Source organism: Shewanella seohaensis, from assembly GCF_023283775.1.
GTDB lineage: Bacteria > Pseudomonadota > Gammaproteobacteria > Enterobacterales > Shewanellaceae > Shewanella > Shewanella seohaensis.
Genome location: NZ_JAKILE010000024.1, coordinates 1 through 24,996, shown reverse-complemented (window position 1 = coordinate 24,996; position 24,996 = coordinate 1). Strand labels below are relative to the sequence as shown.

Genomic DNA, 24,996 nt, shown 5'->3' with positions numbered 1-24,996 from the left:
ACCGCTCAGCGGGTCAGGGCTGCGTATTCTACGCATTTCCCTTGTCGCGTCAAGGCGTTTTTGCAAACTTCTTGGCGCTTTCGAATCAACTGCACATTTTGCATTCGATTCACACTGTCACCGCGCTTGCTTTCGCTGTCTGCCGTGTCAGTGGATGCGCATTATAGGCAGCAGAACTTTTTGTGCAAGGGCTTTTTAAAAGAAAAAAGATCGCATGGCGATCTTTTCTACAATGGCGTTCTATTTACGTGCAATCTGCTGCTTAATTCAGCTTTTTCGCGCCTTTATCGATAAAACCTTGGATCAGCGATACGGCTTTTGCGTCATCCCAGTCGACAAATGATCGCACAAACGCGATCAATTGGCCGTTTTGATCGAGAATAAAGGTCGCAGGGATAGTATCTAATGGAAACACTTGCCCGAGGTTTTGTTCAGGATCGTAGTAGGAGTTAAAGTTCGCCATTCCTAATGAGGTTAGAAACGGCTGAACTTGCTGCTTGCCATCCGCATCGATAGAGATAGGTAATAGTGCAAACTCTTCCGCTTTAAACTTTGTCGCCAATCGTTCAATCGCTGGTAACTCTCTGACACAGGGAGGACACCAAGTCGCCCACATGTTCACCATCACGACTTTGCCTTTGTATTGGCTGAAATCGATAGCCTTGCCATCGACGTCACTAAAGGCAACGGGTTCGATAGGATAAGTTTTTGGCAAAACGTTAATCAGATCGACTGTCGACTCTATCGGCTTATTTGCCTGCTGCATGCCGGGGTACGCTTGGGCGCCACCAGCAAAGGCAACAGACAGACTCGCTAGGATTGCAGCTAAGGCAAATGACTTCATTTATTATCACGCTTTAATAGAGCATCAAGCGCTTTTTGATCTTCGGCGCTGATTTCAGGCTCGGTCGTGCCACCGATGCGTTGCTTGCGGATAAAGATGAAACCAATGATAAGACCGAGCAGCAACAAACCCACTGGACCTAACCAAAGAATATAGGTTTTGGTTTCCATTTTCGGTTTGTAGAGGACGAACTCACCATAACGGCTGGTCATAAACTCGATGATCTCATCATCGCCCTTGCCTTCATCAACCATCTTGTAGACTTCAAGACGCAGATCTCGGGCAACGGGTGAGTTAGAGTCGATCAGGTTTTGGTTTTGACATTGCGGGCAACGCAACTCATGGGCCAGTGATAGACCGCGTTTTTGGTTTTCTGGCGATTTAAACTCGTAGGTATCGACAGGTGTCGCCATCGCCGTTGTTGCCATACTCAGCAACAACACTAAACCACCGATGATTTTTGTCAGAGTTTTCACGCTGCACCATCCTTCGCCGCTTCAGCTTGTAATTGTTGGATCATGGGGTACAGAGTTTCGCTCCACACGCGTTGGTCGATTGGACCCGCGTAACGGAAGCGAATAATACCTTTATGATCGACAATAAAGCTTTCTGGCGCGCCATACACCCCCAAATCTAACCCTAAGCGTCCATCCTTATCGAAGATGTTGATATGGTATGGATCGCCTTGACGTTTCAATTCTTCCAGTGCGGGAATACGCTCATCGCGGTAGTTAATCCCATAGATAGGCAGAATATTTTGGCGTTTCAGCATGACTAAGAAAGGATGCTCATACTTACAAGATGGGCACCAAGTGGCCCATACGTTAAGTAGTGACACTTTACCTTTCAGTTGCTCATTGGTAATCATCTCGCTTGGTGTTTCGAGACGTTCCAGTTGGAAAGCCGGGATCGGCTTTCCTTCCAGAGCTGAATCCAGTTTCTGTGGATTTAAAAACAATCCTTTGTATAAAAATACCCCCATGCCAAGAAAGATGACTAATGGGATAAACAGAACCAACTTCTTCATACATTCCCCAATTATTGCGCGGTAGCTAATTTCGCTTTTTCAGCTTGTGGCTTAACCGTAGCGGCCACTTTTGAGCGATAGCGTTTATCCGATGCGGCAAAGAAACCACCGACCATCATGAATATTGCTCCAAACCATAACCAACGAACAAAAGGTTTGTAGTTCAAGCGCACAGCAAACTCAGTGCTGCTGATTGGATCGCCCATGGTGACATATAAGTCACGGAACAGACCCCAATCGATACCGGCTTCGGTCATATCCATGGTACGCACATTGTATTGGCGACGATCGGGCTTGAGTAAGGTCAGCAGTTTATCGCCTTTATAAATCTCAATTTGACCTTGTTGTGCGGTGTAGTTAGGACCGACAACGTTCTTAGTCTCGAGATACTTAAAGGTGTAACCCGCAAGCTCTTGGCTCACGCCGGGTCCCATACGCACACTCTTCTCAACCGAGTAGTTCGATACCATAGTGGCACCGATCACCGACACGGCAATACCTAAGTGGGCTAAGATCATCCCTAGCTCGCTGCGGCCCATACGTGCCACGCTCACTTCGCCTTCTTTTGGCTTAACGATGTTATAAGCGGCTCTTGCCGTCGCTAACACGATCCAAGAAGCTGCGGCGATACCAAAGGCAACCCAAGCATTGAACGCACCATCCACAATAAACGGTGTCACGATACCAATCGCTGCCGAGACTAAAGCTGGCACCAGCAATTGGCGCTTGAGCTCACCTGCTTTGGATTTCTTCCAACGGATGATTGGACCGACACCCATAAAGCCAAACAGTACGAGGACAATTGGTACAAACACAGCGTTGAAGTATGGAGGTCCAACAGAAATCTTACCCATGCCTAATGCATCGATCAGCAGTGGATATAAAGTACCTAATAACACAGTACCCGCTGCAACCGTGAGTAACACGTTACAGACTAACAGCATGGTTTCTTTTGATTTCAGTTCGAAACGTGCTGGGCTGCTCATTTCACTGGCACGGAAGGCAAACAGCGTGAGCGAGCCGCCGATGGCTAAACCAAGCAGCAACAGAATAAACATACCGCGGCTTGGATCGGCTGCGAAGGAGTGTACAGAGGTCAGTACACCCGAACGTACGATAAAGGTACCGAGTAAGCTTAATGAGAAAGCGAAGATAGACAGTAATACGGTCCAGTTACGGAACGCACCACGTTTTTCGGTCACGATCAGCGAATGCACTAATGCCGTACCCACTAACCAAGGCATAAAGGAGGCGTTTTCGACGGGATCCCAGAACCACCAGCCACCCCAGCCTAATTCGTAGTATGCCCACCAAGAACCTAAAGCAATACCGCCCGTGAGGAAAATCCAAGCGGCTAAGGTCCAAGGACGTGACCAACGCGCCCACGCAGAGTCAAGGTGACCACTCATAAGAGCGGCAATCGCGAAGGCAAAGCTCACCGAGAAACCAACATAACCTAAGTACAGCATTGGAGGGTGGAAGATTAAGCCCACGTCCTGCAGCATTGGGTTTAAGTCGCGACCTTCGGCAGGCATTGGGAATAGGCGTTCAAATGGGCTTGATGTGAGCAGCATAAATAAGCTGAAGCCAATCACAATCAGTGCCAGTACCGCCAGTACCCTCGCGGTGAACACTTCTTCTAAGCCTTTACTGAATAAGGCAACTGAAGCCGCCCAAGTCGATAGTGCAAACACCCAAAACAGCAGTGACCCTTCATGACCGCCCCATACGGCCGCAATCTTAAAAAAGATAGGTAACTGGGAATTCGAGTGATGTGCCACATAGGCAACGGAGAAATCATCAACGGCAAAGCTGTAACCAAGAGATACTACGGATAAAGCGATAAAGAAGAACATTCCGTAGGTTAACGGCCAAGCATACCTCACTAGATATTGGTCTTTACGGGCAACACCTATAAGGGGAACGCTGACTAATAAGAAGGCGAATGCCACTCCTATAATCAGCGAAAAGTGTCCAAGTTCTGGGATCATGGGTTTTCCTCAGTCTCTAATAATATGTTGATTTAGAAAGACTCTAGACCAACGCACAACATGCTGTTCACACAAATGCACGAAATTTGGTTCATTTTAGTATTTGCTATTGTTCCTGTCTGCCTATTTCATACAAAACTGGGTGACTTGTCTCATTCTCAGTTTTTGACTAAATGGAGCCACCGCAGGCCTACAGTTTTGCATGTGACAGATAAATGAGCCTTAAGTTTCATACAAAATTTACTAGATGGATCAATTTGTGAACCAGTGCCCAACTCTCAGTTTTCACTGCAATGATGGTCTTATATTACTGTTCAATGAATAATCTTTACGTATAATCTTGCTTCCAAGCCGGCGGTAACAACCGCTTTTATGCAAACTAAAGTGAATATAGAAACAATGACGACATTTTGGATTTTTATTGCGCTTGTTGTGTTGGTCAGCTTACTGCTGATCTGGATCCCGCATTTCAGACAGCAAAAGTTGTTACGCACTGAAGAAGCCGGCGTTCGCAGACAAACTAACCTTGAATTGTTCAATGAACGTCTTGCCACTCTTGAGAAAGAACTCAATGAAGAACTGCTCGACCAAGCTGAATTTGATGCACTGAAGAAAGAGCTAGAAATCAGCCTACTCCAAGACATCAAACAAGCGAGCGATGATTCACTCGTCAACCAGATCAAACCTAAGAGCATACTGTGGCCATCCGTCATGTCCGTCTGCTTGATTGCGATCTCAGGTTATCTCTATCAGCACTTGGGCGCCTTTGAGAATATTGGTAATACTCAGCCAGCGAATCCACATGCGGGTATGGACGCAGCGCAAATCATGGCGCAGCGCGTACAGATGATGGAAGCTCAAGTACAAGCCGAGCCTGAAAATAGCCAAGCTTGGTTCAGTCTGGGTCATGCTTATATTTCAGCTAACCAGTTCGATAAAGCCGTTGCTGCATTCGATAAAGTCATCGACTTAGTCGGTAAGCATGCAGAACTGTTAGGCCCGAAAGCGACCGCACTGTACTACAAAGCCGGTCAGCAAATGACGCCACAGATTCAAGCCCTGATCGATGAATCCTTAGCATTAGATCCACAGGATCCATCGACCTTACTGCTCGTAGGTATGGATGCTTTCTTCACGGCTAACTATCAAAAAGCCATTGATTCATGGCAGACCATTCTAAGCAGCGACCGCACCGATGTAGACCGCGCCGCACTGATGAATGCGATTGAAACAGCCAACCTGCGCATGCAAGGCGAAACTGCTGGCATGCCTAACGATGACGTACACAAGCAGGCAAAAGTTGCGACAAAATCGGTGAGCATTGCGATTTCAATTTCACCTGAGCTAGCAGCACAAGCAAGCCCTGAAGACACTATCTTCGTATTCGCCCGTGCAACTGAAGGCCCTAAAGTGCCATTAGCTGCGACTAAGGTCAGCGCAAAATCTTTACCTGTGACAGTGACACTCGATGACAGCACGGGTATGGGCGGCGATATGAAACTGAGCCAAACTGCGAGTGTTGAAGTGATTGCAGTGTTGTCTAAACATGGCAACATCAAGCCTCAAGCGGGTGACATTCAAGGTAAGGTCAGCAAAGTGAATGTGGGTGATACTGCAAGCTTAGTATTGGATACTCAAGTCCAATAATGACCGACCTCAAGCGCTAAGCTTCGGCTTAGCGCAGACATAAAAAAACCGGCTGATGCCGGTTTTTTATTAACACTGAAAAAATTACTGAGCTTTAGACATAAACTCGATAGCTGCTTTGTAATCTTCGTCAGTACAATCAGTACACATACCACCTGGTGGCATTGCGTTTAAACCTGTTTTCACACTGTGTAACAGAGTGTCCATACCTTTTGCTAAGCGTGGTTCCCACTCAGCAGCATTGTGCGCCTTTGGAGCACCAGCAACACCCATGCTGTGGCATACGGTACATGCCTTGTTGAAAATAGCTTCAGCATCTTGAGCTGAAACGTTGACTGACATAGTCAAAGCAGCGACTGCAGTCATTGCTAACAGTTTTTTCATGTTCAATGTTCCTAATGCAAATACGTACAAAGCTCTCGCTGCCCTTTGAGGCAGACTCATTATAGCGAGTTAAGATTACTACAAACTTCAATAAATCTCATCTTTTTGTGATTAGAATCTCAGCGCAAATGATATGAGGCGACAAGCGTGACAAATTCGTTAATATATTAGCAAGTATTAAAAAAGTTCGATTTGTACGAGAAATATTGCGGTTATTGGAACCACATCAAATTGCTGACATCTAGTATTAAGCAAGTGTAAACCCCGCAATATCGTTTGTGTTAGAATCACTTGTGTTTCCTTCCGGCTTGAGATAGAGGGTTCAGTGACAAATATAACTTCAGTAAACACACTGGTATCGGCGAGCAAGCTGACATGTATCCGCGAAGAACGCATCCTATTTGATGAATTAAGTTTTGATATAAATGCTGGCGATATCGTCCAGATTGAAGGCCCAAATGGCGCCGGCAAAACCAGCTTATTACGTATATTGGCAGGCTTATCTCGCCCTTACGCTGGGCAAACCTTTTATCTCAACGAAGATATCAATCGTTGCCGCGATGAATATAACGAAGATTTATTGTATTTAGGCCACCTTGCGGGGGTGAAATCCGAATTAACTGCGGAAGAAAACCTTAACTTCAATTTAAGAATCAGTGGCTATGATGATTTTGATACTGCAGCTATTTTAGCTAAAGTGAATTTAGCTGGATTCGAAGAAGCGCTGGCTGGACATTTATCCGCAGGTCAACATCGCCGCACCGCATTAGCAAGACTTTGGCATAACGATTGTAAAGTGTGGATCCTCGATGAACCTTTTACTGCCATTGATAAAAAAGGTGTCGAAGAGCTTGAGCAATTATTTATTCAACATGCGGATAATGGTGGCTGTGTGGTACTCACCACCCACCAAGATATGGGCATTATCAAAGATGATAGGCTTCGTAAAATTCGTCTAGATTATCGCTTCGTATAAGGTTTGGCATAATGAAAAGAGGCATCAGCTTTACTACAGCGTTTTTCACGTTACTGCAGCGGGATCTAAAAATCGCCATTCGTCATCGCGGTGATATCTTTAATCCATTGTTATTCTTCATCATGGTCGTGACCTTATTCCCACTCGGTATTGGCCCTGAACCACAAATGTTAGCGCGAATTGCCCCTGGGATTATTTGGGTTGCAGCCCTGCTGGCATCCATGTTGTCACTCGAGCGCCTATTTAAAGCCGACTTCAGTGACGGTAGCTTAGAGCAAATGCTGCTCAGCCCACAGCCACTCTCAGTATTAGTATTGGCCAAAGTGCTAGCCCATTGGCTACTGACTGGCGTGCCATTAATTATTATCGCGCCCCTGCTCGCGGTATTACTCAACTTAGAAGCCAACAGCTATGGCGCGCTGGTCGCGACTCTGGCGTTAGGAACTCCGGTATTGTCGCTCCTCGGCGCCATTGGTGTGGCTTTAACCGTTGGTTTACGTAAAGGCGGCGTGTTACTGAGTTTACTGATCCTACCGCTTTATATTCCTGTGCTGATTTTCGCGACCAGCGCCATAGATGCTGCAGGAATGAATTTACCCTATGATGGTCAGCTCGCTATAATTGGCGCCATGTTGATCGGTTCGTTAACCTTAGCACCCTTTGCTATTGGTGCATCTCTGCGAGTGAGTACTAACTAAAATGTGGAAATGGTTACACCCTTACGCGGATCCTGAACGCGCTTACAAATTATCAGGAACGTTATTTCCATGGTTTGCTACCTTAGCCTGTCTTTTCATTACCGTAGGCACCGTTTGGGGATTGATGTTTGCCCCAACAGATTACCAACAGGGCGACAGCTACCGGATTATCTTTATCCATGTGCCAGCGGCTTCAATGTCGATGGCGGCTTATATGGGTATGGCAACGGCTGCATTTATCGGTTTAGTCTGGCAAGTTAAACTGGCTGACTGGGCAGCGGCTTCTATTGCACCCATTGGCGCGGTAATTACCTTTATCGCACTGTTTACTGGCGCCGCTTGGGGTAAACCCATGTGGGGAACTTGGTGGGTATGGGATGCACGCTTAACCTCTGAATTGGTGCTGTTATTCCTCTATTTAGGTGTGATTTCCCTCTACGCTTCCTTTGAGGATAAAGTACTCGCCGCGCGTGCAGCAGGGATCTTAGCGATCGTTGGCGTGATCAATATTCCGATCATCAAATACTCTGTTGAATGGTGGAGCTCACTGCACCAACCGTCCACCATTAAAATTACCTCTAAATCGACTATGTCGAGTGAAATGTTGTACCCACTTTTAATCAATATTTTAGGTTTCGGCCTTATGATAGGGGCTATCACTATTGTGAGATTTAGAGCAGAAATCTTAGCAAGAAACGGCATGCGCCCTTGGGTGCGTGAACTTGCCAAAGCTGAGGAGGTCAAATAATGCAATTCGATTCTATCAGTGATTTTTTTAACATGGGTGGCTATGCCTTTTATGTGTGGCTTGCCTATGGCGTGACTTTCTTCTGTTTATCGACGCTGATCATCACCAGCGCGCGCCAAAAGCGCAAAGTGCTAATTGAAATAGCGAAGAAGATGAACCGCGAAGAGCGCCTCAAAGAAACTAGGAGTACCAAATCGTGAACCCAAGACGCAAAAAGAGACTGACGTTAGCCATAGCATTGATCGGTGGCGTAGCCGCGATTGCTTCGCTACTGCTGTATGCGCTGAACTCCAACTTGAACTTATTCTATACACCGTCTGAAATCGTTAACGGTAAGGCTGATACCGGCGTTAAACCCGAAGCGGGTCAGCGTATTCGTGTAGGCGGCATGGTAACGGTCGGCTCTATGGTACGCGATCCAAACAGCCTGCATGTACAGTTTGCCGTTCACGATTCATTAGGCGGCGAAATCATGGTGACCTACGACGATCTGCTGCCCGATCTGTTCCGTGAAGGACAAGGCATCGTGGCGCAAGGCGTACTAGGTGAAGACGGCAAGTTGGCCGCGACCGAGGTCCTGGCAAAGCATGATGAAAACTACATGCCGCCAGAAGTGGCCGAAGCCATGGGCCAAAAACATGAGAAGCTAGATTACAGCCAGCAGAAATCGGCAACACAATAGCTGTTATCCCGTCTCTGTTAATACCTAAAAGGGCCTCTTCGGAGGCTTTTTTATTGGCCAAGCACCGTCAGAGACTGAACTATAATTAACACAGTATTCCCACAGGAAACTGTGTATGCAACCAATAAAGCCACAACAAAGAAGATGGCGACAACTCCTTATCTTACTACTCGCCTGCATCTCTCCCACGCTCTATGCGGCAAAGGTGGTGGTGATTGAGAGCTATCACCAGAGCTATCTTTGGGATAGGGAATATTATCAGGCCATACTCGATAAACTCACGCCTGAACATCGAGTCACGCATTTCGAGATGGACACCAAGCGGCTACCTAAGGAGCGCTATGGCGAACGCGCCGAGTTAGCCTGGCAGTTCATTGTGCAGCAACAACCTCAACTCGTTATTCTTGCCGACGACAATGCCGTCAATTATCTCCATGAACGACTCAATGCCAGTCAAATTCCAGTGGTTTATCTAGGAGTAAATATGAATCCTAGGCAATACCATTTAAACAACTATAAGCGCTTTACAGGCGTACTCGAGAGACCCTTACTGAAACGCTCACTGTTATTACTACAGCGCGTCCTACCATCACAAAAGCACCGGAAAATTTTAGTGTTATTCGATGACAGCAATACTTCTAAGCTCGCCGCAGACTATATCAGCAACCACCCAAGGAGCCATTTAAGTGATATCGAGATCCATATACTGAAATTGGCAAGCCTAAAAGACTGGCAGCAACAGGTGTTATCTGCCAAAGATAATGGCTATAGCGCTATTGTCGTTGCCCTATATCATGCGGTGAGAAATGAGCAGGATCAGTCGGTTAATGCCGACCAATTATTAGAGTGGATAGAAAGTAATACGCCAGTGCCTAATTTTGGCTTCTGGGGATTTAGTATTAATGCCAACGGTAATATCGGTGGTTATGTGCTCGATGGTTATCATCACGGCAGCATCGCAGCTGACATGGCAAAGCGCATTCTCGCCGGGGAAAAGCCTGAGAGCATCTTCCCCGTCACAGACGATCTTGGGCAATATCGATTTAGCCGTACAGGAATGAAGAAATGGCAATTGGCATTGCCGAAGGAAATTGAAAAACAGACGACTTGGGTGGATTAACTAAAAAGCGCTAAAAACAAAAAACCGGGCTTAGAGCCCGGTTTTTCAAACTTTGTAGCCTTAATTACTCAGCAGCTTCAACTTCAACAGCTTGAGCAGCTTCTGGACGACCTACTAGCTCGATGTAAGCCATTGGGGCTTTATCACCAGCACGTAAACCGCACTTAAGGATACGGGTGTAGCCACCAGGACGTTCCTGGTAACGTGGACCCAATTCAGTGAATAACTTACCTACGACTTCAGCGTCGCGAGTACGTGCAAACGCTAAACGACGGTTTGCAACGCTGTCACTCTTAGCAAGTGTTATCAGAGGCTCAACTACGCGACGCAGTTCTTTCGCTTTAGCTACGGTTGTCTTGATGATCTCATGACGAACCAGTGAGCTTGCCATGTTACGGAACATAGCTTGGCGGTGGCTGCTGTTGCGGTTAAGTTGACGACCACTCTTACGATGGCGCATGACCTAATCCTTATAACCTAAATCTGTACAAACCTGAGACTTATAGGTCGTCTGCTAAACTAGCTGGAGGCCAGTTTTCCAGACGCATACCTAACGACAGTCCGCGAGAAGCTAAAACGTCCTTAATTTCAGTAAGAGATTTCTTACCTAAGTTAGGGGTCTTCAGCAGCTCAACTTCAGTACGCTGTACCAGATCTCCGATGTAATGAATCGCTTCGGCTTTCAAACAGTTAGCCGAACGTACAGTTAGCTCTAAATCGTCGACAGGACGCAACAGAATCGGATCGAACTCCGGCTTCTCTTCTTTCATTTCTGGCTCAGTCACGTCGCGCAGCTCAACAAACGCATCCAGCTGTTCAGCTAAGATGGTTGCAGAACGACGGATAGCTTCCTCAGGATCGATAGTACCGTTAGTGGTCATATCGATAACGAGTTTATCCAAGTCAGTACGCTGTTCCACACGAGCTGCTTCTACATTGTAGGCAATACGTGCAACTGGCGAGAAAGAAGCATCAACCAGCAAGCGGCCGATTGGGCGATCATCGTCTTCAGTCTGTGCACGAGCTGATGCTGGCACATAACCACGACCACGCTCAACGCGAATACGCATGCTGATATCATTGTTACCTGTTAAATGACAGATAACATGATCAGGATTCACGATAGTGACATCACCATCATGCGTGATATCTGCTGCGATGACAGGGCCTGCGCCGGACTTGCTTAATGTAAGCATAGCCTCGTCTTTACCCTCGATAGTCACTGCTAACCCTTTCAGGTTCAGCAAGATTTCAAGGATATCTTCTTGTACGCCTTCCTTACTGCTGTATTCGTGCAGTACGCCGTCAATCTCGACTTCGGTAACCGCGCAGCCGGGCATAGACGACAATAGGATGCGACGCAACGCGTTACCTAAAGTGTGGCCGAAACCACGCTCAAGCGGTTCCAAAGTAACCTTGGCACGTGTTGAGTTAACCTGCTCGATATCAACGAGACGCGGTTTAAGAAATTCTGTAACAGAACCCTGCATTGTGTCCTCTCTTGTTTGTTAGCCTTACTTAGAGTAAAGCTCGACGATCAGCTGTTCGTTAATTTCCGCAGACAAATCGCTACGTTCTGGAATACGCTTGAAAGCACCTTCCATTTTCGCGCTGTCGACTTCAACCCATGTAGGCTTCTCGCGTTGAGCTGCCACTTCTAAAGCTGCTTTGATACGAGCTTGAGTACGTGACTTTTCACGGATGCTTACAACATCATTCGCAGACACTTTGAATGACGGAATGTTAACAACACGACCGTTAACCATAACTGACTTATGGCTCACTAGCTGACGTGATTCTGCACGAGTCGCACCGAAACCCATACGATAAACAACGTTATCTAAACGAGTTTCTAAAAGTTGCAACAGGTTCTCACCAGTGTTGCCTTTCAGACGTGCAGCCTCTTTGTAGTAGTTACGGAATTGTTTTTCTAACACACCGTAAATACGACGAACTTTTTGTTTTTCGCGTAACTGTAAACCGTACTCTGACAGACGTGGCTTACGAGCGCCATGCTGTCCAGGTGCTGATTCCAGTTTACACTTTGAATCGATTGCTCTCACACCGCTTTTTAAGAAAAGGTCAGTACCTTCTCGGCGGCTGAGCTTGAGCTTGGGACCCAAGTATCTTGCCATGATCTTTCTCCAACTATCCTAATGAAACGCGTTATACACGACGCTTTTTAGGAGGACGACAACCATTATGAGGGATCGGCGTCACATCGGTAATGTTGGTAATTTTGTAACCAACAGCGTTCAGCGCACGAATGGCTGATTCACGACCTGGACCTGGACCCTTCACAAACACTTCAAGGTTTTTTAAACCGTAGTCTTGAGCAGCAGCACCTGCACGCTCAGCAGCTACCTGTGCAGCAAATGGAGTAGATTTACGTGAACCACGGAAACCTGAACCACCTGAAGTAGCCCATGACAACGCATTACCTTGGCGATCTGTAATGGTGACAATTGTGTTGTTGAAAGAAGCATGGATATGAGCCATGCCATCTGCAACCTGTTTACGTACGCGCTTACGCGGAGAACGTGACGGAACTTTAGCCATTGTCTACCTTCCCGTTACTTCTTGATTGGTTTACGTGGACCTTTACGCGTACGCGCATTGGTCTTAGTACGTTGCCCACGAAGAGGCAGGCTACGACGATGGCGGAGACCACGATAACAACCAAGATCCATAAGACGCTTGATGTTCATAGAAATCTCACGACGTAAGTCACCTTCTACTAAGTATTTGGCAACTTCTTCGCGTAGGGTGTCGATTTGAGCTTCGCTCAATTCCTTGATCTTAGCAGTTTCAGCAATTGCTGTAGCCGCGCAGATTGCTCTAGCGCGAGTACGGCCGATGCCGAAAATTGCAGTCAATGCGATGACTGTATGCTTTTGATCAGGAATGTTAATGCCAGCGATACGGGCCACTATGCACTCCTTAAGTTAAAGGCCAACTGCGAAAAGCCCGAAAGGATACTCGACAGTTGACAGATTTGCAAACAATATTTTGTTCAGCCCAACATTGGGCTGAACAATCTTTCTATTAGCCTTGACGCTGTTTGTGTTTTGGTTCAACACAGATAACGCGTACAACGCCACTACGCTTGACGATCTTGCAGTTACGGCAGATCTTCTTCACGGAAGCTCGAACTTTCATTTCATCACTCCGTAAAGCTACTTAGCGACCAAAGCGATCTAAGTTCGCTTTGTTTACTAGGTTAGCTTTCTTCATCACAGACTCATACTGATGTGACATCATATGGGTCTGAACCTGAGCCATGAAGTCCATGATTACGACTACCATAATTAGTAGTGAAGTACCGCCAAAATAGAACTGTACTTTCCACGCAATTAACATGAACTCCGGAATTAAACAGATAAAGGTAATGTATAACGCGCCAGCTAATGTCAGGCGAGTCATTACTTTATCAATGTAACGCGAAGTCTGTTCTCCAGGACGGATCCCAGGGATGAATGCACCACTCTTCTTCAGGTTATCTGCTGTTTCACGTGGGTTAAATACCAACGCAGTATAGAAGAAACAGAAGAAGATAATCGCTGCTGCATACAATAATGAGTAAAGCGGTTGTCCTGGTGACACAGCCAGTGAAAAATCACTTAACCATGACATAGACTCATTTTGACCAAACCACTGAGCCAGTGTGCCTGGGAACAAAATGATGCTTGACGCAAAAATTGGGGGAATTACACCCGCCATGTTTATTTTCAGCGGCAAGTGAGTAGATTGCGCAGCGAACACCTTACGGCCTTGCTGGCGCTTAGCGTAGTTAACGACGATACGACGTTGACCACGCTCTACAAACACCACGAAATAAGTCACAGCAAAAATAATTACCGCGAGCAACAACAATACTAACACATTCAGGTCACCTTGACGCGCCTGCTCAGCCGTTTGGCCGATAGCGGAAGGTAATCCAGCAACAATACCTGCGAAAATTAAAATCGAGATACCGTTACCTATACCTCGTTCGGTAATTTGCTCACCTAGCCACATGAGGAACATAGTTCCTGTTACTAAGCTCACAACCGCTACAAAGTAGAAACCGAATCCAATGTTGACCACAAGGCCAGGGACTAAGTTTGGTAACCCTGTTGCAATACCGATCGACTGGAATGTACCCAGCACCAACGTACCCCAACGTGTATACTGACTGATTTTTTTACGTCCAGACTCGCCTTCTTTTTTCAATTCAGCGAGTGCAGGATGCACAACAGTCAATAACTGCATGATAATCGATGCCGAAATGTACGGCATGATACCTAATGCAAAGATAGAAGCACGGGAAAGAGCACCACCCGAGAACATGTTAAACATGCCAAGGATGGTACCTTTTTGCTGAGCAAACAGCTCTGCTAATACAGCTGCGTCAATACCAGGAATTGGCACAAACGAACCGGCTCTAAAGACGATAATCGCACCAATCACGAACAGGAGGCGAGCTTTCAACTCAGAAAGTCCACCTTTCGCGCTTTTTAAATCAAGTCCTGGTTTTGCCATCGACGTATTATTCCTCGATCTTACCGCCAGCAGCTTCAATCGCTGCACGTGCACCTTTGGTTACCTTCAGACCTTTTACGGTCACTGGGCGCTCAATGGTACCTGAAAGAACGATTTTCGCAAACTGGATGTTGCGAGTAATAACGTTCGCATCTTTCAGAGCGTTTAAGTCGATAACATCACCGTTAACTTTAGCTAGTTCGAGTACACGAACTTCAGCTGTTACCATAGCGCGACGCGAGGTAAAACCAAATTTAGGTAAACGGATCTTAAGTGGCATTTGACCACCCTCGAAGCCTGGGCGTACACCGCCACCGCTACGAGATTTTTGGCCTTTATGACCACGACCCGCAGTTTTACCTAAGCCTGAACCCATACCACGGCCTACACGCTTTGGTGCATGCTTAGCGCCTGCAGCTGGAGATAGAGTATTTAAACGCATCTATTAATCCTCCACCTTAACCATGTAGTAGACCTTGTTGATCATACCGCGAACTGAAGGAGTATCTTCTAATTCAACAGTGTGACCAATGCGACGCAGACCAAGACCAGTTAAGGTCGCACGGTGCTTTGGTAAACGACCGATAGCACTTTTAGTCTGAGTAACTTTTACAGTTTTAGTTGCCATGGTGCATTACCCCCGAATTTCGTCAACATTCAGGCCACGCTTAGCTGCGATTTGCGAAGGTGACTTCATGTGCACCAGAGCATCTACAGTCGCGCGAACGATGTTGATCGGGTTAGTAGAACCGTATGCTTTTGACAGAACGTTATGAACGCCTGCAACTTCTAATACGGCACGCATTGCGCCACCGGCGATAATACCGGTACCCTGTGATGCTGGTTGCATGTATACACGTGAACCAGTATGACGACCTTTAACTGGGTGATGCAGAGTGCCTGCATTCAACTCAACGGTCACCATGTTACGACGGGCTTTTTCCATAGCTTTTTGAATCGCTGCTGGAACTTCGCGCGCTTTACCATAGCCATAGCCGACCTTACCATTACCATCACCCACTACTGTTAGTGCTGTGAAGCTAAAGATACGACCGCCCTTAACTACTTTAGAAACACGATTAACTGCAATCAATTTCTCTTGCAGATCGTCTTTTTGCTGAGCTTCTAATTTAGCCATTTTTATAACCCCTTAGAACTGGAGGCCAGCTTCACGAGCAGCATCTGCCAGAGCAGCTACACGACCGTGATACTTGAAACCAGAACGATCGAACGCAACAGTCGTTACGCCTTTCTCGATCGCGCGCTCAGCAACAAATTTACCTACTGCTTTAGCCGCGTCTACGTTACCGGTACTCTTCAGTTGCTCTTTAACCGCTTTTTCCACGGTTGAAGCAGCTGCCACCACCTGAGCTTCAGGATTGATCACCTGAGCATAAATGTGACGCGGTGTACGATGTACAACCAGACGGTTCACGCCCAGCTCTTGGATCTTCTTACGAGCGCGAATAGCGCGACGTAAGCGAGATGTTTTCTTATCCATATCGCGTTACCTACTTCTTCTTAGCCTCTTTACGGCGTACTTCTTCGTCGTCATAGCGAACACCCTTGCCTTTGTATGGCTCTGGTGGACGGTATCCGCGAATCTCAGCAGCGACTTGGCCAATTAACTGCTTATCAACGCCACGTAGGACGATGTCAGTTTGGCTTGGACACTCTGCAGTAACGCCTGCGGGCAGTTTGTGTACTAACGGATGAGAGAAACCTAAAGTCAGGTCAATGTCAGCACCGACGAGCTTCGCACGGTAACCAACGCCAACTAACTTTAACTTACGCTCAAAACCTTGAGATACACCAACAACCATGTTGTTTACTAATGCACGTGTGGTACCAGCCTGTGCCCAAGCGCCAACAGCGCCTTCAACAGGTAGGAACTTGATCACGCCATCTTCAATAACAACATTGACCGCATTGTTGATCACTCGAGTCAGACTTCCTTTCGCGCCTTTGACGGTCAGGGTCTGTTCGTTTAAGGTCACCTCTACGCCAGCTGGAATAGATACTGGTGCTTTTGCTACACGAGACATTCCTAGCTCCTTATGCTACGTAGCAGATAACCTCGCCACCCATGCCTGCAAGGCGGGCGGCACGATCAGTCATCAGGCCTTTAGAAGTGGACACAATTGCGACACCCAGTCCGCCCATCACTTTTGGCAATTCGTTTTTACCTTTGTAAATACGAAGACCAGGACGGCTTACGCGCTGGATAGTCTCAACGACTGGTTGGCCTTGGAAATACTTTAAAGTAATTTCCAGTTCAGGCTTGGCTTCATCTGCTACGGCGTAATCAGCGATGTAACCTTCTTCTTTAAGCAGTTTCGCGATAGCGACTTTCAGCTTAGCAGAAGGCATCTTCACAGATACTTTGTTAGCAGCTTGGCCGTTACGAATACGGGTTAACATATCCGCAATAGGATCTTGCATGCTCATATTAGCTTACTCCGTGACAAGTGCTTACCAGCTAGCCTTACGCAGGCCAGGAACTTCACCACGCATGGTAGCTTCACGTAACTTGATACGGCTTAAACCGAACTTACGCAGGAAACCATGTGGGCGACCAGTTTGATTACAACGATTGCGTTGACGCGATGCGCTGGAATCACGTGGTAGAGCTTGCAGCTTTAATACTGCATCCCAACGGTCTTCGTCAGAAGAAGCTGGATTTGCAATAATTGCTTTCAGAGCAGCGCGCTTTTCAGCGAACTTAGCTACGAGCTGTGCACGCTTTGCTTCACGTGCTTTCATTGATGTTTTTGCCATTACGCTACCCTTATTTCTTGAATGGGAAGTTAAAAGCGTCTAACAAAGCACGACCTTCTTCATCAGAATTCGCAGAGGTAGTGATAACAATATCCATACCGCGAATTTTATCGATTTTATCGTAATCGATTTCTGGGAAAATGATCTGCTCACGCACGCCCATTGCGTAGTTACCACGGCCGTCGAACGCTTTAGCGCTCAGACCACGGAAGTCACGAATACGTGGGATTGCGATGTCAACTAAACGCTCTAAGAATTCCCACATACGCTCACCGCGCAGGGTCACTTTACAGCCAATAGGGTAGCCTTCACGGATTTTAAAACCAGCAACTGATTTACGAGCAACAGTTACTACTGGTTTTTGACCAGCGATTGCAGTCATGTCACGAACAGCATGTTCCATAACTTTTTTGTCTGCAACGGCTTCGCCAACACCCATGTTCAGGGTGATTTTCTCAATCCGAGGGACTTGCATGACACTGGTATAACCGAACTTTTTAGTCAGTTCAGCGACAACAGTCTCTTGATATTTATCATGCAGTTTCGCCATCGTTTACTCCAGTTACTTAACGAGTTCACTGTTCGATTTAAAGAAACGAACTTTTTTGCCGTCTTCAAATCGGAAACCAACACGATCCGCCTTGCCAGTGACAGGGTTAAAGATCGCAACATTTGATGCTTGAATCGGTGCTTCTTTCTCAACAATACCACCGGCTACACCCAGTTGTGGGTTTGGCTTTTGGTGTTTCTTGACAAGATTGATGCCTTCAACAATTAACTTACCAGTAGGTAATACTTGAGCAACTTTAGCGCGTTTGCCCTTGTCTTTACCTGCTAATACGATTACTTCGTCTTGACGACGGATTTTAGCTGCCATTTTGAAGCTCCTTACAGTACTTCTGGTGCCAGCGAGACAATTTTCATAAATTGCTCATTACGCAATTCACGTGTCACTGGTCCAAAGATACGAGTACCAATCGGCTGCAGGTTGTTGTTCAAAAGAACAGCTGCATTCCGATCGAAGCGAATGACAGAACCGTCTGGACGACGTACGCCTTTCTTAGTACGGACTACCACCGCGTTATACACATCACCTTTCTTCGCTTTAGCGCGAGGAATTGCTTCTTTAACAGAAACCTTGATGATGTCGCCGATACCGGCATAACGACGATGAGAGCCACCCAAGACCTTAATACACTGAACTCTGCGTGCGCCGCTGTTACATGCGACGTCAAGAGTCGATTGCATTTGGATCATTTTAAGTGCTCCGCTATCGTTACTACACAATTCCCACAATTGGGACTATAAACACCATTTTTGCTTTGAATTTAGTCAAAAATGGCGCGCAAATATAACACCATAAATATGGAATGTATAGTATTAAAAAACAAACGGCCCCAAATACTGGAGCCGTTTACCTAAATACCTAATACAATTAGGCCTTTGATACTACTTCAACCAGAGTCCAAGATTTAGTCTTAGACAGAGGACGACATTCGCGGATAGCCACTACATCGCCTTCGTTGCACTGATTAGCTTCATCGTGTGCATGGATCTTAGTCGTACGCTTAATGTACTTCCCATAGATTGGGTGTTTCACTTGGCGTTCGATAGCTACAGTAATGGTTTTATCCATTTTGTTGCTTGTCACACGACCTTGCAAAGTACGGATTTTATCAGACATTATGCACCCGCCTTAGAAGTAATAATGGTCTTAACGCGCGCAATGTTACGGCGCACTAATTTCAGTTGATGAGTCTGAGTCAACTGACCAGTGGCGTGTTGCATACGCAGGTTGAACTGCTCACGCAGCAGACCAAGTAGTTCAGCGTTCAATTCTTCAACGCTCTTTTCTCTTAGTTCGCTCGCTTTCATTACATCACCGTCTTAGTTACGAAGGTAGTCTTAATTGGAAGCTTGGCAGCAGCTAAAGCAAACGCTTCACGAGCGATCACTTCAGAAACACCATTCATCTCATAAAGAACCTTACCAGGTTGAATCTGACATACCCAGTATTCAACGTTACCTTTACCTTTACCCATACGCACTTCAAGAGGCTTAGAGGTAATTGGCTTGTCCGGGAAAACTCGAATCCAAATTTGTCCCTGACGCTTAATGTGACGTGTCATGGCACGACGTGCAGATTCGATCTGACGAGCAGTTAAACGACCACGGCCGACTGCTTTCAGACCAAAAGTACCAAAGCTAACTTCGGTACCGTTCGCTAGACCGCGGTTGCGGCCTTTGAACATCTTGCGAAACTTCATACGTTTAGGTTGCAGCATTGCCGGCTCTCCTATTTACCACGAGGCTTGCGCTTAGGTTGCTGCTGTTTCGGCTCTTCAATCTGTGGCAGCATTCCGTCCAGAACTTCACCTTTGAAGATCCAAACTTTAATACCAATCACACCGTATTGAGTGTGACTTTCAGAGGTTGAATAGTCGATATCAGCACGCAGTGTATGCAAAGGTACACGACCTTCACGGTACCACTCAGAGCGCGCAATCTCAGCACCGCCTAAACGGCCACTAACTTCAACTTTGATACCTTGAGCACCAATACGCATTGCGTTTTGAACCGCACGCTTCATAGCGCGACGGAACATAACACGACGCTCTAATTGCTGTGCAATTGAGTCAGCAACTAACTTGGCATCTAGCTCAGGTTTACGGATCTCAGCGATGTTAATTTGAGCAGGAGTGCCAGCCAGTTTTGAAACTGCAGCACGCAATACTTCAACGTCTTCACCTTTCTTACCGATCACAACGCCTGGACGGGCAGTGTGAATAGTAACGCGGATGCTTTTCGCTGGGCGTTCAATAACAATCTTAGATACTGATGCAGCTTGCAGTTTGTCTGCAAGATACTTACGCACTTCCCAGTCGCTGTTCAGGTTATTTGCATAATCTGACTTATCTGCGTACCAGGTAGAGATCCAAGGCTTGGTGATACCCAGACGGATACCATTAGGATGTACTTTCTGTCCCATTGCTCTCTCCTAGCGATCTGATACAACCACAGTGATGTGGCTGGTACGCTTCATGATACGATCAGCGCGGCCTTTAGCACGTGGCATGATACGCTTCATAGTTGGACCCTCGTCAACGAAGACGGCGCCTACTTTTAGCTCATCAATGTCAGCGCCTTCGTTGTGTTCGGCGTTTGCGATAGCTGAGTCAAGTACTTTTTTAACCAGTACGGCGGCTTTCTTTGGGCTGAAAGTCAAAATTTCGAGGGCCTTAGCAACAGGCAAACCACGAATTTGATCGGCAACCAGACGAGCCTTCTGCGCAGACGTACGGGCAAAACGATGTTTAGCTAAAACTTCCATCTTATTCCTCCCGTATTAACGCTTCTTCGCTTTCTTATCAGCAGCATGGCCGCGATAAGTGCGAGTTGGTGAGAATTCACCAAGTTTGTGGCCGATCATTTCGTCAGTTACGAACACAGGAACGTGCTGACGACCATTATGGACAGCGATGGTCAAACCAATCATGTTTGGAATGATCATTGAGCGACGTGACCAAGTCTTAATAGGCTTTTTGTCACCGGCTTCCATCGCTTTCTCTACCTTCTTCAGCAAGTGCAGGTCAATGAAGGGACCTTTCTTGAGAGAACGTGGCATGGCGAATCCTCTTACTATTTATTACGACGACGTACGATGTACTTGTCAGTGCGCTTGTTACTACGAGTCTTATAACCCTTAGTTGGCACACCCCATGGAGTCACTGGGTGACGACCACCAGAAGTACGGCCTTCACCACCACCGTGTGGGTGGTCTACTGGGTTCATTGCAACACCGCGAACTGTTGGGCGAACGCCTCTCCAGCGCTTAGCACCTGCTTTACCTAACTGGCGTAGCATGTGTTCGGCATTACCAACTTCACCAAATGTTGCGCGGCAATCAACTGGCACTTTGCGCATTTCGCCAGAGCGAAGACGTAAAGTGGCATATGCGCCATCACGAGCAACAACTTGTACATAAGCACCCGCTGAACGCGCGATCTGAGCACCTTTACCAGGCTTCATTTCTACAGCGTGCACAACAGAACCTACTGGAATGTTGCGCAGTGGCATTGCGTTACCGGTTTTGATTTCGGCTTCAACACCAGACTGGATCTTGTCGCCAGCTTGCATGCCTTTAGCAGCAAGGATGTAACGACGCTCACCATCCGCATACAGTACTAGAGCGATGTGCGCAGTACGGTTTGGATCGTATTCCAGACGCTCGATTTTTGCAGGGATACCGTCTTTATCGCGTTTGAAGTCGATTAAACGGTAATGCTGCTTGTGACCGCCACCAACGTGACGAACAGTGATACGGCCAGTGTTGTTACGGCCACCACTTTTAGATTTTTTCGCCAACAGGCCAGCAAAAGGTTTACCCTTGTGCAGGTCAGAGTTCACCACTTTAACAACGTGGCGACGACCTGGAGAGGTTGGCTTACACTTAATAACTGCCATGATAATTCTCCTTTGCTTACTCAGCGCCGCCGACGAAATCGATGTCAGCACCAGCAGCTAAAGTCACGTAGGCTTTTTTCCAATCGCTACGACGGCCAGTACGGCCACCAGTACGTTTAGTTTTGCCTTTGCTCACTAAAGTGCGAACTGATTCGACTTCAACTTCAAATAGCTTAGCAACAGCAGCTTTGATTTCAGCTTTAGTTGCATCGATAGCTACGCGGAAAACAACAGTGTTGTGCTTCTCAGCATTCACAGTGCTCTTTTCAGAGATGTGAGGTGCTAGAATTACTTTTAGCAAACGTTCTTCGCGGATCATCATGCTAGCATCTCCTCGATTTGCTTAACTGCATCAGCAGTCACAAGCACTGTGTTGAACGCGATCAGACTTACTGGGTCTAGACCTGCAACGTCACGAACGTCAACCTTGTACAGGTTGCGAGCTGCTAAGAATAAATTCTCGTCAACTTCTGAAGTCACAATTAACACGTCTTCTAAGTTCATTGCTTTCAGTTTAGCTTTCAGCTCTTTGGTTTTAGGAGCTTCAACGCTGAATGATTCAACAACAACCAGACGGTCTTGACGTACCAGCTCAGACAGAATGCTTTTCAGCGCGCCGCGGTACATCTTCTTGTTAACTTTTTGGCTGTGATCTTGAGTTTTAGCAGCGAAAGTTACGCCACCGCCACGCCAGATTGGGCCCTTAACACCACCCGCACGAGCGCGGCCAGTGCCTTTTTGGCGCCATGGCTTTTTGCCAGAGCCAGTTACTTCCGCACGAGTCTTTTGAGCACGAGTGCCCTGACGTGCGTTTGCAGCGTATGCTACAACTACCTGATGAACCAGTGCCTCGTTAAAGTCACGGCCGAAGGTAGTTTCGGAAACTTCAAGAGCGCTTTGCGCGTCTTTCAATACCAATTCCATTACTATCTCCTCAGACCTTAAGCTTTAACTGCAGGCTTGATGATCAGGTCGCCGTTAGTTGCGCCCGGAACAGCACCTTTAACCAGTAGCAGGTTACGTTCAACATCTACACGTACAACGTCTAGATTTTGAGTAGTAACACGCTCGGCACCCATGTGGCCTGACATTTTCTTGCCTTTAAATACGCGACCAGGCGTTTGGTTCTGACCGATAGAACCGTTCGAACGGTGCGACAAAGAGTTACCGTGAGTCATATCTTGAGTACGGAAGTTCCAACGCTTAACGCCGCCTTGGAAGCCTTTACCTTTAGATTGACCAGTAACGTCAACTTTCGCTACATCAGCGAAGATACCTACGTTTAGCTCAGCACCAACTTCAATGCCTTCGCCTTCACCGTCTGCCAGACGCAATTCCCACAGTCCACGACCGGCTTCAACACCGCTCTTGGCAAAGTGACCTGCTTCTGGTTTAGTGATGCGATTGGCTTTTTTGGTACCAGTAGTAACTTGAAGTGCGCGGTAGCCGTCAGTTTCTAAAGTTTTCACTTGAGTAACACGGTTGCCAGCAACTTCAATTACTGTAACAGGTATAGAAACACCATCTTCAGTGAAGATGCGAGTCATACCAACTTTACGACCAATAAGACCGATAGCCATCTCTCAAACCTCTTCTAAGGATCTCAATTAACCCAAGCTAATCTGTACGTCGACACCAGCCGCAAGATCTAAACGCATTAGAGCGTCTACAGTCTTTTCAGTTGGCTCTACGATGTCAACCAGGCGCTTGTGAGTACGTAATTCGTACTGGTCACGAGCATCTTTATTAACGTGCGGAGAGATCAAAACGGTATAACGCTCTTTGCGCGTTGGCAGTGGGATAGGACCACGTACCTGGGCGCCTGTACGCTTAGCAGTTTCAACGATTTCCGCTGTAGACTGATCAATTAAGCGATGATCAAATCCTTTTAAGCGGATACGGATTCTTTGGTTCTGCATTGACCAGAGCTCCTAAAATGGACACATAAAAAATCACCCTCTAGCTTCTTCCTAACTGGAAAAGCAGAGCGAGATGATTTAACCGTTCGACTCCCAATCGGAGCCGCTATGATAATGACGAGCGTATTGGCTCATCATTTTATTCGCTAACCTAGGTTAACGAGGGGGCCATTATACTTATCTAAAATTAGATTTCAAGCCCGCTGTGTAAATAGTCATCAAAAAGACTATTCAACTTCAGAGTGGCGAGCATTTTACACAAATTTCAGAATAACGCCAGCCCAAAATAAAAAAGGAAGCCTAAGCTTCCTTTTTCAGTACTATATCTAAGTTCGCGATTAAGCGATGATCTTAGCTACAACACCAGCACCTACTGTACGGCCACCTTCACGGATTGCGAAGCGTAAACCTTCGTCCATCGCGATTGGGCAGATCAGCGTAACAACCATCTTGATGTTGTCGCCTGGCATTACCATCTCTACGCCTTCTGGCAGTTCGATAGTACCAGTCACGTCAGTTGTACGGAAGTAGAACTGTGGACGGTAGCCTTTGAAGAATGGAGTGTGACGACCACCTTCTTCTTTTGACAGAACGTATACTTCTGATTCAAAAGTAGTGTGTGGGTTGATTGAACCTGGCTTAGATAATACTTGACCACGTTCTACGTCATCACGCTTAGTACCACGTAACAGGATACCACAGTTCTCACCTGCACGACCTTCGTCAAGCAGCTTACGGAACATTTCAACACCTGTACAGGTTGTCTTAGTCGTTGTACGGATACCAACGATTTCTACTTCGTCACCAACACGTACGATACCACGCTCAACACGGCCAGTTACTACTGTACCACGACCAGAGATTGAGAATACGTCTTCGATTGGCATCAGGAATGGCTTATCGATATCACGCTCTGGTTCTGGAATGTAAGAATCCAGCGCCGCTGCTAATTCGATGATCTTAGCTTCCCACTCTGGCTCGCCTTCTAGCGCTTTCAGAGCTGAACCTTGGATAACTGGTAAGTCATCACCTGGGAAGTCGTATTCTGATAACAGTTCACGTACTTCCATTTCTACTAATTCTAATAGTTCAGCATCGTCAACCATGTCACACTTGTTCATGAATACGATGATGAATGGTACGCCTACCTGGCGAGACAGCAGGATGTGCTCACGAGTTTGTGGCATTGGACCGTCA

Annotated in this window: 42 protein-coding genes; 8 read left to right on the top strand and 34 right to left on the bottom strand. The window is 46.8% G+C overall.

Features of this window, described 5'->3' with window-relative positions:
* The coding region (locus tag L2713_RS20150; RefSeq protein ID WP_248969075.1) for a hypothetical protein at positions 1-294 on the top strand (294 nt) is incomplete at its 5' end.
* On the opposite strand, the gene L2713_RS20145 is transcribed toward L2713_RS20150, so the two are convergent.
* From L2713_RS20145 to L2713_RS20130, 4 genes are read right to left on the bottom strand one after another with little or no spacing between them, the layout of a single operon-like run.
* A complete protein-coding gene (locus L2713_RS20145; protein WP_109287946.1) occupies positions 263-844 on the bottom strand; it encodes a TlpA disulfide reductase family protein in 582 nt (193 codons plus the stop codon). The two genes, L2713_RS20150 and L2713_RS20145, sit on opposite strands and share 32 nt — an antisense overlap.
* Positions 841-1,320 carry a heme lyase NrfEFG subunit NrfF gene (gene nrfF, locus L2713_RS20140; RefSeq protein WP_011621044.1) on the bottom strand — a complete coding sequence of 160 codons (480 nt, stop codon included), beginning with the start codon at positions 1,318-1,320 and terminating at the stop codon, positions 841-843. Before nrfF ends, L2713_RS20145 begins: the two co-directional genes overlap by 4 nt.
* A complete protein-coding gene (locus tag L2713_RS20135) occupies positions 1,317-1,871 on the bottom strand; it encodes a DsbE family thiol:disulfide interchange protein (protein WP_109287945.1) in 555 nt (184 codons plus the stop codon). The genes nrfF and L2713_RS20135 overlap by 4 nt, the downstream gene beginning before the upstream one ends.
* 11 nt (positions 1,872-1,882) lie before the next feature.
* Positions 1,883-3,862, bottom strand: a complete 1,980-nt coding sequence (locus tag L2713_RS20130; RefSeq protein ID WP_126512271.1) for a heme lyase CcmF/NrfE family subunit — start codon at positions 3,860-3,862, stop codon at positions 1,883-1,885.
* A gap of 399 nt (positions 3,863-4,261) precedes the next feature.
* Between L2713_RS20130 and ccmI the strand changes: the two genes are divergently transcribed.
* Positions 4,262-5,509 (top strand): c-type cytochrome biogenesis protein CcmI, encoded by a 1,248-nt coding sequence (ccmI, locus tag L2713_RS20125; RefSeq protein WP_248969076.1) that lies wholly within the window; start codon positions 4,262-4,264, stop codon positions 5,507-5,509.
* Positions 5,510-5,593: 84 nt separating this feature from the next.
* Here the strand turns inward: ccmI and L2713_RS20120 are convergent, their stop codons facing one another.
* Positions 5,594-5,893 (bottom strand): c-type cytochrome, encoded by a 300-nt coding sequence (locus tag L2713_RS20120; protein WP_011621040.1) that lies wholly within the window; start codon positions 5,891-5,893, stop codon positions 5,594-5,596.
* A 325-nt stretch (positions 5,894-6,218) separates the two neighbouring features.
* Between L2713_RS20120 and ccmA the strand changes: the two genes are divergently transcribed.
* The 6 genes from ccmA to L2713_RS20090 all read left to right on the top strand — a co-directional run bounded on the left by ccmA (position 6,219) and on the right by L2713_RS20090 (position 10,117).
* Positions 6,219-6,869, top strand: a complete 651-nt coding sequence (gene ccmA, locus L2713_RS20115; RefSeq protein WP_248969074.1) for a cytochrome c biogenesis heme-transporting ATPase CcmA — start codon at positions 6,219-6,221, stop codon at positions 6,867-6,869.
* A gap of 11 nt (positions 6,870-6,880) precedes the next feature.
* Positions 6,881-7,567 carry a heme exporter protein CcmB gene (gene ccmB / locus L2713_RS20110; RefSeq protein ID WP_248969073.1) on the top strand — a complete coding sequence of 229 codons (687 nt, stop codon included), beginning with the start codon at positions 6,881-6,883 and terminating at the stop codon, positions 7,565-7,567.
* A 1-nt stretch (position 7,568) separates the two neighbouring features.
* On the top strand, positions 7,569-8,315 hold the full coding sequence (locus tag L2713_RS20105; protein ID WP_011621037.1) for a heme ABC transporter permease: 747 nt from the start codon (positions 7,569-7,571) through the stop codon (positions 8,313-8,315).
* Positions 8,315-8,515: a heme exporter protein CcmD gene (gene ccmD, locus L2713_RS20100; RefSeq protein ID WP_011621036.1), complete on the top strand. Its 201-nt coding sequence runs from the start codon at positions 8,315-8,317 to the stop codon at positions 8,513-8,515. The genes L2713_RS20105 and ccmD overlap by 1 nt, the downstream gene beginning before the upstream one ends.
* Complete coding sequence (gene ccmE, locus L2713_RS20095) at positions 8,512-8,997, top strand: cytochrome c maturation protein CcmE (RefSeq protein ID WP_109287942.1); 486 nt, start codon at positions 8,512-8,514, stop codon at positions 8,995-8,997. Before ccmD ends, ccmE begins: the two co-directional genes overlap by 4 nt.
* A gap of 115 nt (positions 8,998-9,112) precedes the next feature.
* Complete coding sequence (locus L2713_RS20090; RefSeq protein WP_248969072.1) at positions 9,113-10,117, top strand: ABC transporter substrate-binding protein; 1,005 nt, start codon at positions 9,113-9,115, stop codon at positions 10,115-10,117.
* 64 nt (positions 10,118-10,181) lie between these two features.
* Here L2713_RS20090 and rplQ read toward each other — a convergent pair whose 3' ends face one another.
* The 29 genes from rplQ to tuf form a co-directional block, all read right to left on the bottom strand.
* A complete protein-coding gene (gene rplQ, locus L2713_RS20085) occupies positions 10,182-10,577 on the bottom strand; it encodes a 50S ribosomal protein L17 (protein WP_011621033.1) in 396 nt (131 codons plus the stop codon).
* 40 nt (positions 10,578-10,617) lie between these two features.
* Complete coding sequence (locus L2713_RS20080) at positions 10,618-11,607, bottom strand: DNA-directed RNA polymerase subunit alpha (RefSeq protein WP_011070632.1); 990 nt, start codon at positions 11,605-11,607, stop codon at positions 10,618-10,620.
* Between the two features lie 24 nt (positions 11,608-11,631).
* Entirely contained in the window at positions 11,632-12,252 is a 621-nt protein-coding gene (rpsD, locus tag L2713_RS20075; RefSeq protein WP_011070631.1) for a 30S ribosomal protein S4, read from the bottom strand.
* Between the two features lie 31 nt (positions 12,253-12,283).
* Positions 12,284-12,676: a 30S ribosomal protein S11 gene (rpsK, locus tag L2713_RS20070; protein ID WP_006083577.1), complete on the bottom strand. Its 393-nt coding sequence runs from the start codon at positions 12,674-12,676 to the stop codon at positions 12,284-12,286.
* 14 nt (positions 12,677-12,690) lie between these two features.
* Entirely contained in the window at positions 12,691-13,047 is a 357-nt protein-coding gene (rpsM, locus tag L2713_RS20065; protein ID WP_089066698.1) for a 30S ribosomal protein S13, read from the bottom strand.
* A gap of 115 nt (positions 13,048-13,162) precedes the next feature.
* On the bottom strand, positions 13,163-13,276 hold the full coding sequence (gene rpmJ, locus L2713_RS20060) for a 50S ribosomal protein L36 (protein ID WP_006083579.1): 114 nt from the start codon (positions 13,274-13,276) through the stop codon (positions 13,163-13,165).
* Between the two features lie 21 nt (positions 13,277-13,297).
* The gene (gene secY, locus L2713_RS20055) at positions 13,298-14,638 is read right to left on the bottom strand and encodes a preprotein translocase subunit SecY (RefSeq protein ID WP_011621032.1); all 1,341 of its coding nucleotides are present in this window, start codon (positions 14,636-14,638) and stop codon (positions 13,298-13,300) included.
* Between the two features lie 7 nt (positions 14,639-14,645).
* A complete protein-coding gene (rplO, locus tag L2713_RS20050) occupies positions 14,646-15,080 on the bottom strand; it encodes a 50S ribosomal protein L15 (RefSeq protein ID WP_011070628.1) in 435 nt (144 codons plus the stop codon).
* 3 nt (positions 15,081-15,083) lie between these two features.
* Positions 15,084-15,266 carry a 50S ribosomal protein L30 gene (gene rpmD, locus L2713_RS20045; protein ID WP_007644440.1) on the bottom strand — a complete coding sequence of 61 codons (183 nt, stop codon included), beginning with the start codon at positions 15,264-15,266 and terminating at the stop codon, positions 15,084-15,086.
* 6 nt (positions 15,267-15,272) lie between these two features.
* The gene (gene rpsE, locus L2713_RS20040) at positions 15,273-15,776 is read right to left on the bottom strand and encodes a 30S ribosomal protein S5 (protein ID WP_007644438.1); all 504 of its coding nucleotides are present in this window, start codon (positions 15,774-15,776) and stop codon (positions 15,273-15,275) included.
* Positions 15,777-15,788: 12 nt separating this feature from the next.
* Positions 15,789-16,139, bottom strand: a complete 351-nt coding sequence (gene rplR, locus L2713_RS20035) for a 50S ribosomal protein L18 (protein WP_248969071.1) — start codon at positions 16,137-16,139, stop codon at positions 15,789-15,791.
* A 10-nt stretch (positions 16,140-16,149) separates the two neighbouring features.
* On the bottom strand, positions 16,150-16,683 hold the full coding sequence (gene rplF, locus L2713_RS20030; protein ID WP_011621031.1) for a 50S ribosomal protein L6: 534 nt from the start codon (positions 16,681-16,683) through the stop codon (positions 16,150-16,152).
* A gap of 10 nt (positions 16,684-16,693) precedes the next feature.
* The gene (gene rpsH / locus L2713_RS20025; protein WP_007644434.1) at positions 16,694-17,086 is read right to left on the bottom strand and encodes a 30S ribosomal protein S8; all 393 of its coding nucleotides are present in this window, start codon (positions 17,084-17,086) and stop codon (positions 16,694-16,696) included.
* Positions 17,087-17,110: 24 nt separating this feature from the next.
* Complete coding sequence (gene rpsN, locus L2713_RS20020) at positions 17,111-17,416, bottom strand: 30S ribosomal protein S14 (RefSeq protein ID WP_011621030.1); 306 nt, start codon at positions 17,414-17,416, stop codon at positions 17,111-17,113.
* Positions 17,417-17,426: 10 nt separating this feature from the next.
* Positions 17,427-17,966 (bottom strand): 50S ribosomal protein L5, encoded by a 540-nt coding sequence (gene rplE / locus L2713_RS20015; protein WP_011715464.1) that lies wholly within the window; start codon positions 17,964-17,966, stop codon positions 17,427-17,429.
* Positions 17,967-17,978: 12 nt separating this feature from the next.
* Positions 17,979-18,293: a 50S ribosomal protein L24 gene (gene rplX / locus L2713_RS20010; RefSeq protein WP_011070623.1), complete on the bottom strand. Its 315-nt coding sequence runs from the start codon at positions 18,291-18,293 to the stop codon at positions 17,979-17,981.
* Between the two features lie 11 nt (positions 18,294-18,304).
* Positions 18,305-18,673, bottom strand: a complete 369-nt coding sequence (rplN, locus tag L2713_RS20005; RefSeq protein WP_006083590.1) for a 50S ribosomal protein L14 — start codon at positions 18,671-18,673, stop codon at positions 18,305-18,307.
* A 178-nt stretch (positions 18,674-18,851) separates the two neighbouring features.
* Complete coding sequence (gene rpsQ / locus L2713_RS20000; protein ID WP_011070622.1) at positions 18,852-19,100, bottom strand: 30S ribosomal protein S17; 249 nt, start codon at positions 19,098-19,100, stop codon at positions 18,852-18,854.
* Positions 19,100-19,291, bottom strand: coding sequence for a 50S ribosomal protein L29 (gene rpmC / locus L2713_RS19995; protein WP_007644429.1), 192 nt, complete (start codon positions 19,289-19,291; stop codon positions 19,100-19,102). Before rpmC ends, rpsQ begins: the two co-directional genes overlap by 1 nt.
* Positions 19,291-19,701, bottom strand: a complete 411-nt coding sequence (rplP, locus tag L2713_RS19990; protein WP_006083593.1) for a 50S ribosomal protein L16 — start codon at positions 19,699-19,701, stop codon at positions 19,291-19,293. The genes rpmC and rplP overlap by 1 nt, the downstream gene beginning before the upstream one ends.
* A gap of 11 nt (positions 19,702-19,712) precedes the next feature.
* On the bottom strand, positions 19,713-20,405 hold the full coding sequence (gene rpsC, locus L2713_RS19985; RefSeq protein WP_011070621.1) for a 30S ribosomal protein S3: 693 nt from the start codon (positions 20,403-20,405) through the stop codon (positions 19,713-19,715).
* A gap of 9 nt (positions 20,406-20,414) precedes the next feature.
* Positions 20,415-20,747: a 50S ribosomal protein L22 gene (rplV, locus tag L2713_RS19980; protein WP_006083595.1), complete on the bottom strand. Its 333-nt coding sequence runs from the start codon at positions 20,745-20,747 to the stop codon at positions 20,415-20,417.
* A gap of 15 nt (positions 20,748-20,762) precedes the next feature.
* Positions 20,763-21,041, bottom strand: coding sequence for a 30S ribosomal protein S19 (rpsS, locus tag L2713_RS19975; protein WP_006083596.1), 279 nt, complete (start codon positions 21,039-21,041; stop codon positions 20,763-20,765).
* 14 nt (positions 21,042-21,055) lie between these two features.
* The gene (gene rplB, locus L2713_RS19970; protein ID WP_011621028.1) at positions 21,056-21,880 is read right to left on the bottom strand and encodes a 50S ribosomal protein L2; all 825 of its coding nucleotides are present in this window, start codon (positions 21,878-21,880) and stop codon (positions 21,056-21,058) included.
* Positions 21,881-21,896: 16 nt separating this feature from the next.
* Entirely contained in the window at positions 21,897-22,199 is a 303-nt protein-coding gene (gene rplW / locus L2713_RS19965; protein WP_037421480.1) for a 50S ribosomal protein L23, read from the bottom strand.
* Positions 22,199-22,804, bottom strand: coding sequence for a 50S ribosomal protein L4 (gene rplD / locus L2713_RS19960; RefSeq protein ID WP_011070618.1), 606 nt, complete (start codon positions 22,802-22,804; stop codon positions 22,199-22,201). Before rplD ends, rplW begins: the two co-directional genes overlap by 1 nt.
* A gap of 17 nt (positions 22,805-22,821) precedes the next feature.
* Complete coding sequence (gene rplC, locus L2713_RS19955; RefSeq protein WP_011070617.1) at positions 22,822-23,460, bottom strand: 50S ribosomal protein L3; 639 nt, start codon at positions 23,458-23,460, stop codon at positions 22,822-22,824.
* 27 nt (positions 23,461-23,487) lie between these two features.
* Positions 23,488-23,799, bottom strand: coding sequence for a 30S ribosomal protein S10 (gene rpsJ / locus L2713_RS19950; RefSeq protein ID WP_011070616.1), 312 nt, complete (start codon positions 23,797-23,799; stop codon positions 23,488-23,490).
* A 338-nt stretch (positions 23,800-24,137) separates the two neighbouring features.
* On the bottom strand, positions 24,138-24,996 hold an 859-nt coding region (gene tuf, locus L2713_RS19945), incomplete at its 5' end, for an elongation factor Tu (RefSeq protein ID WP_248969070.1).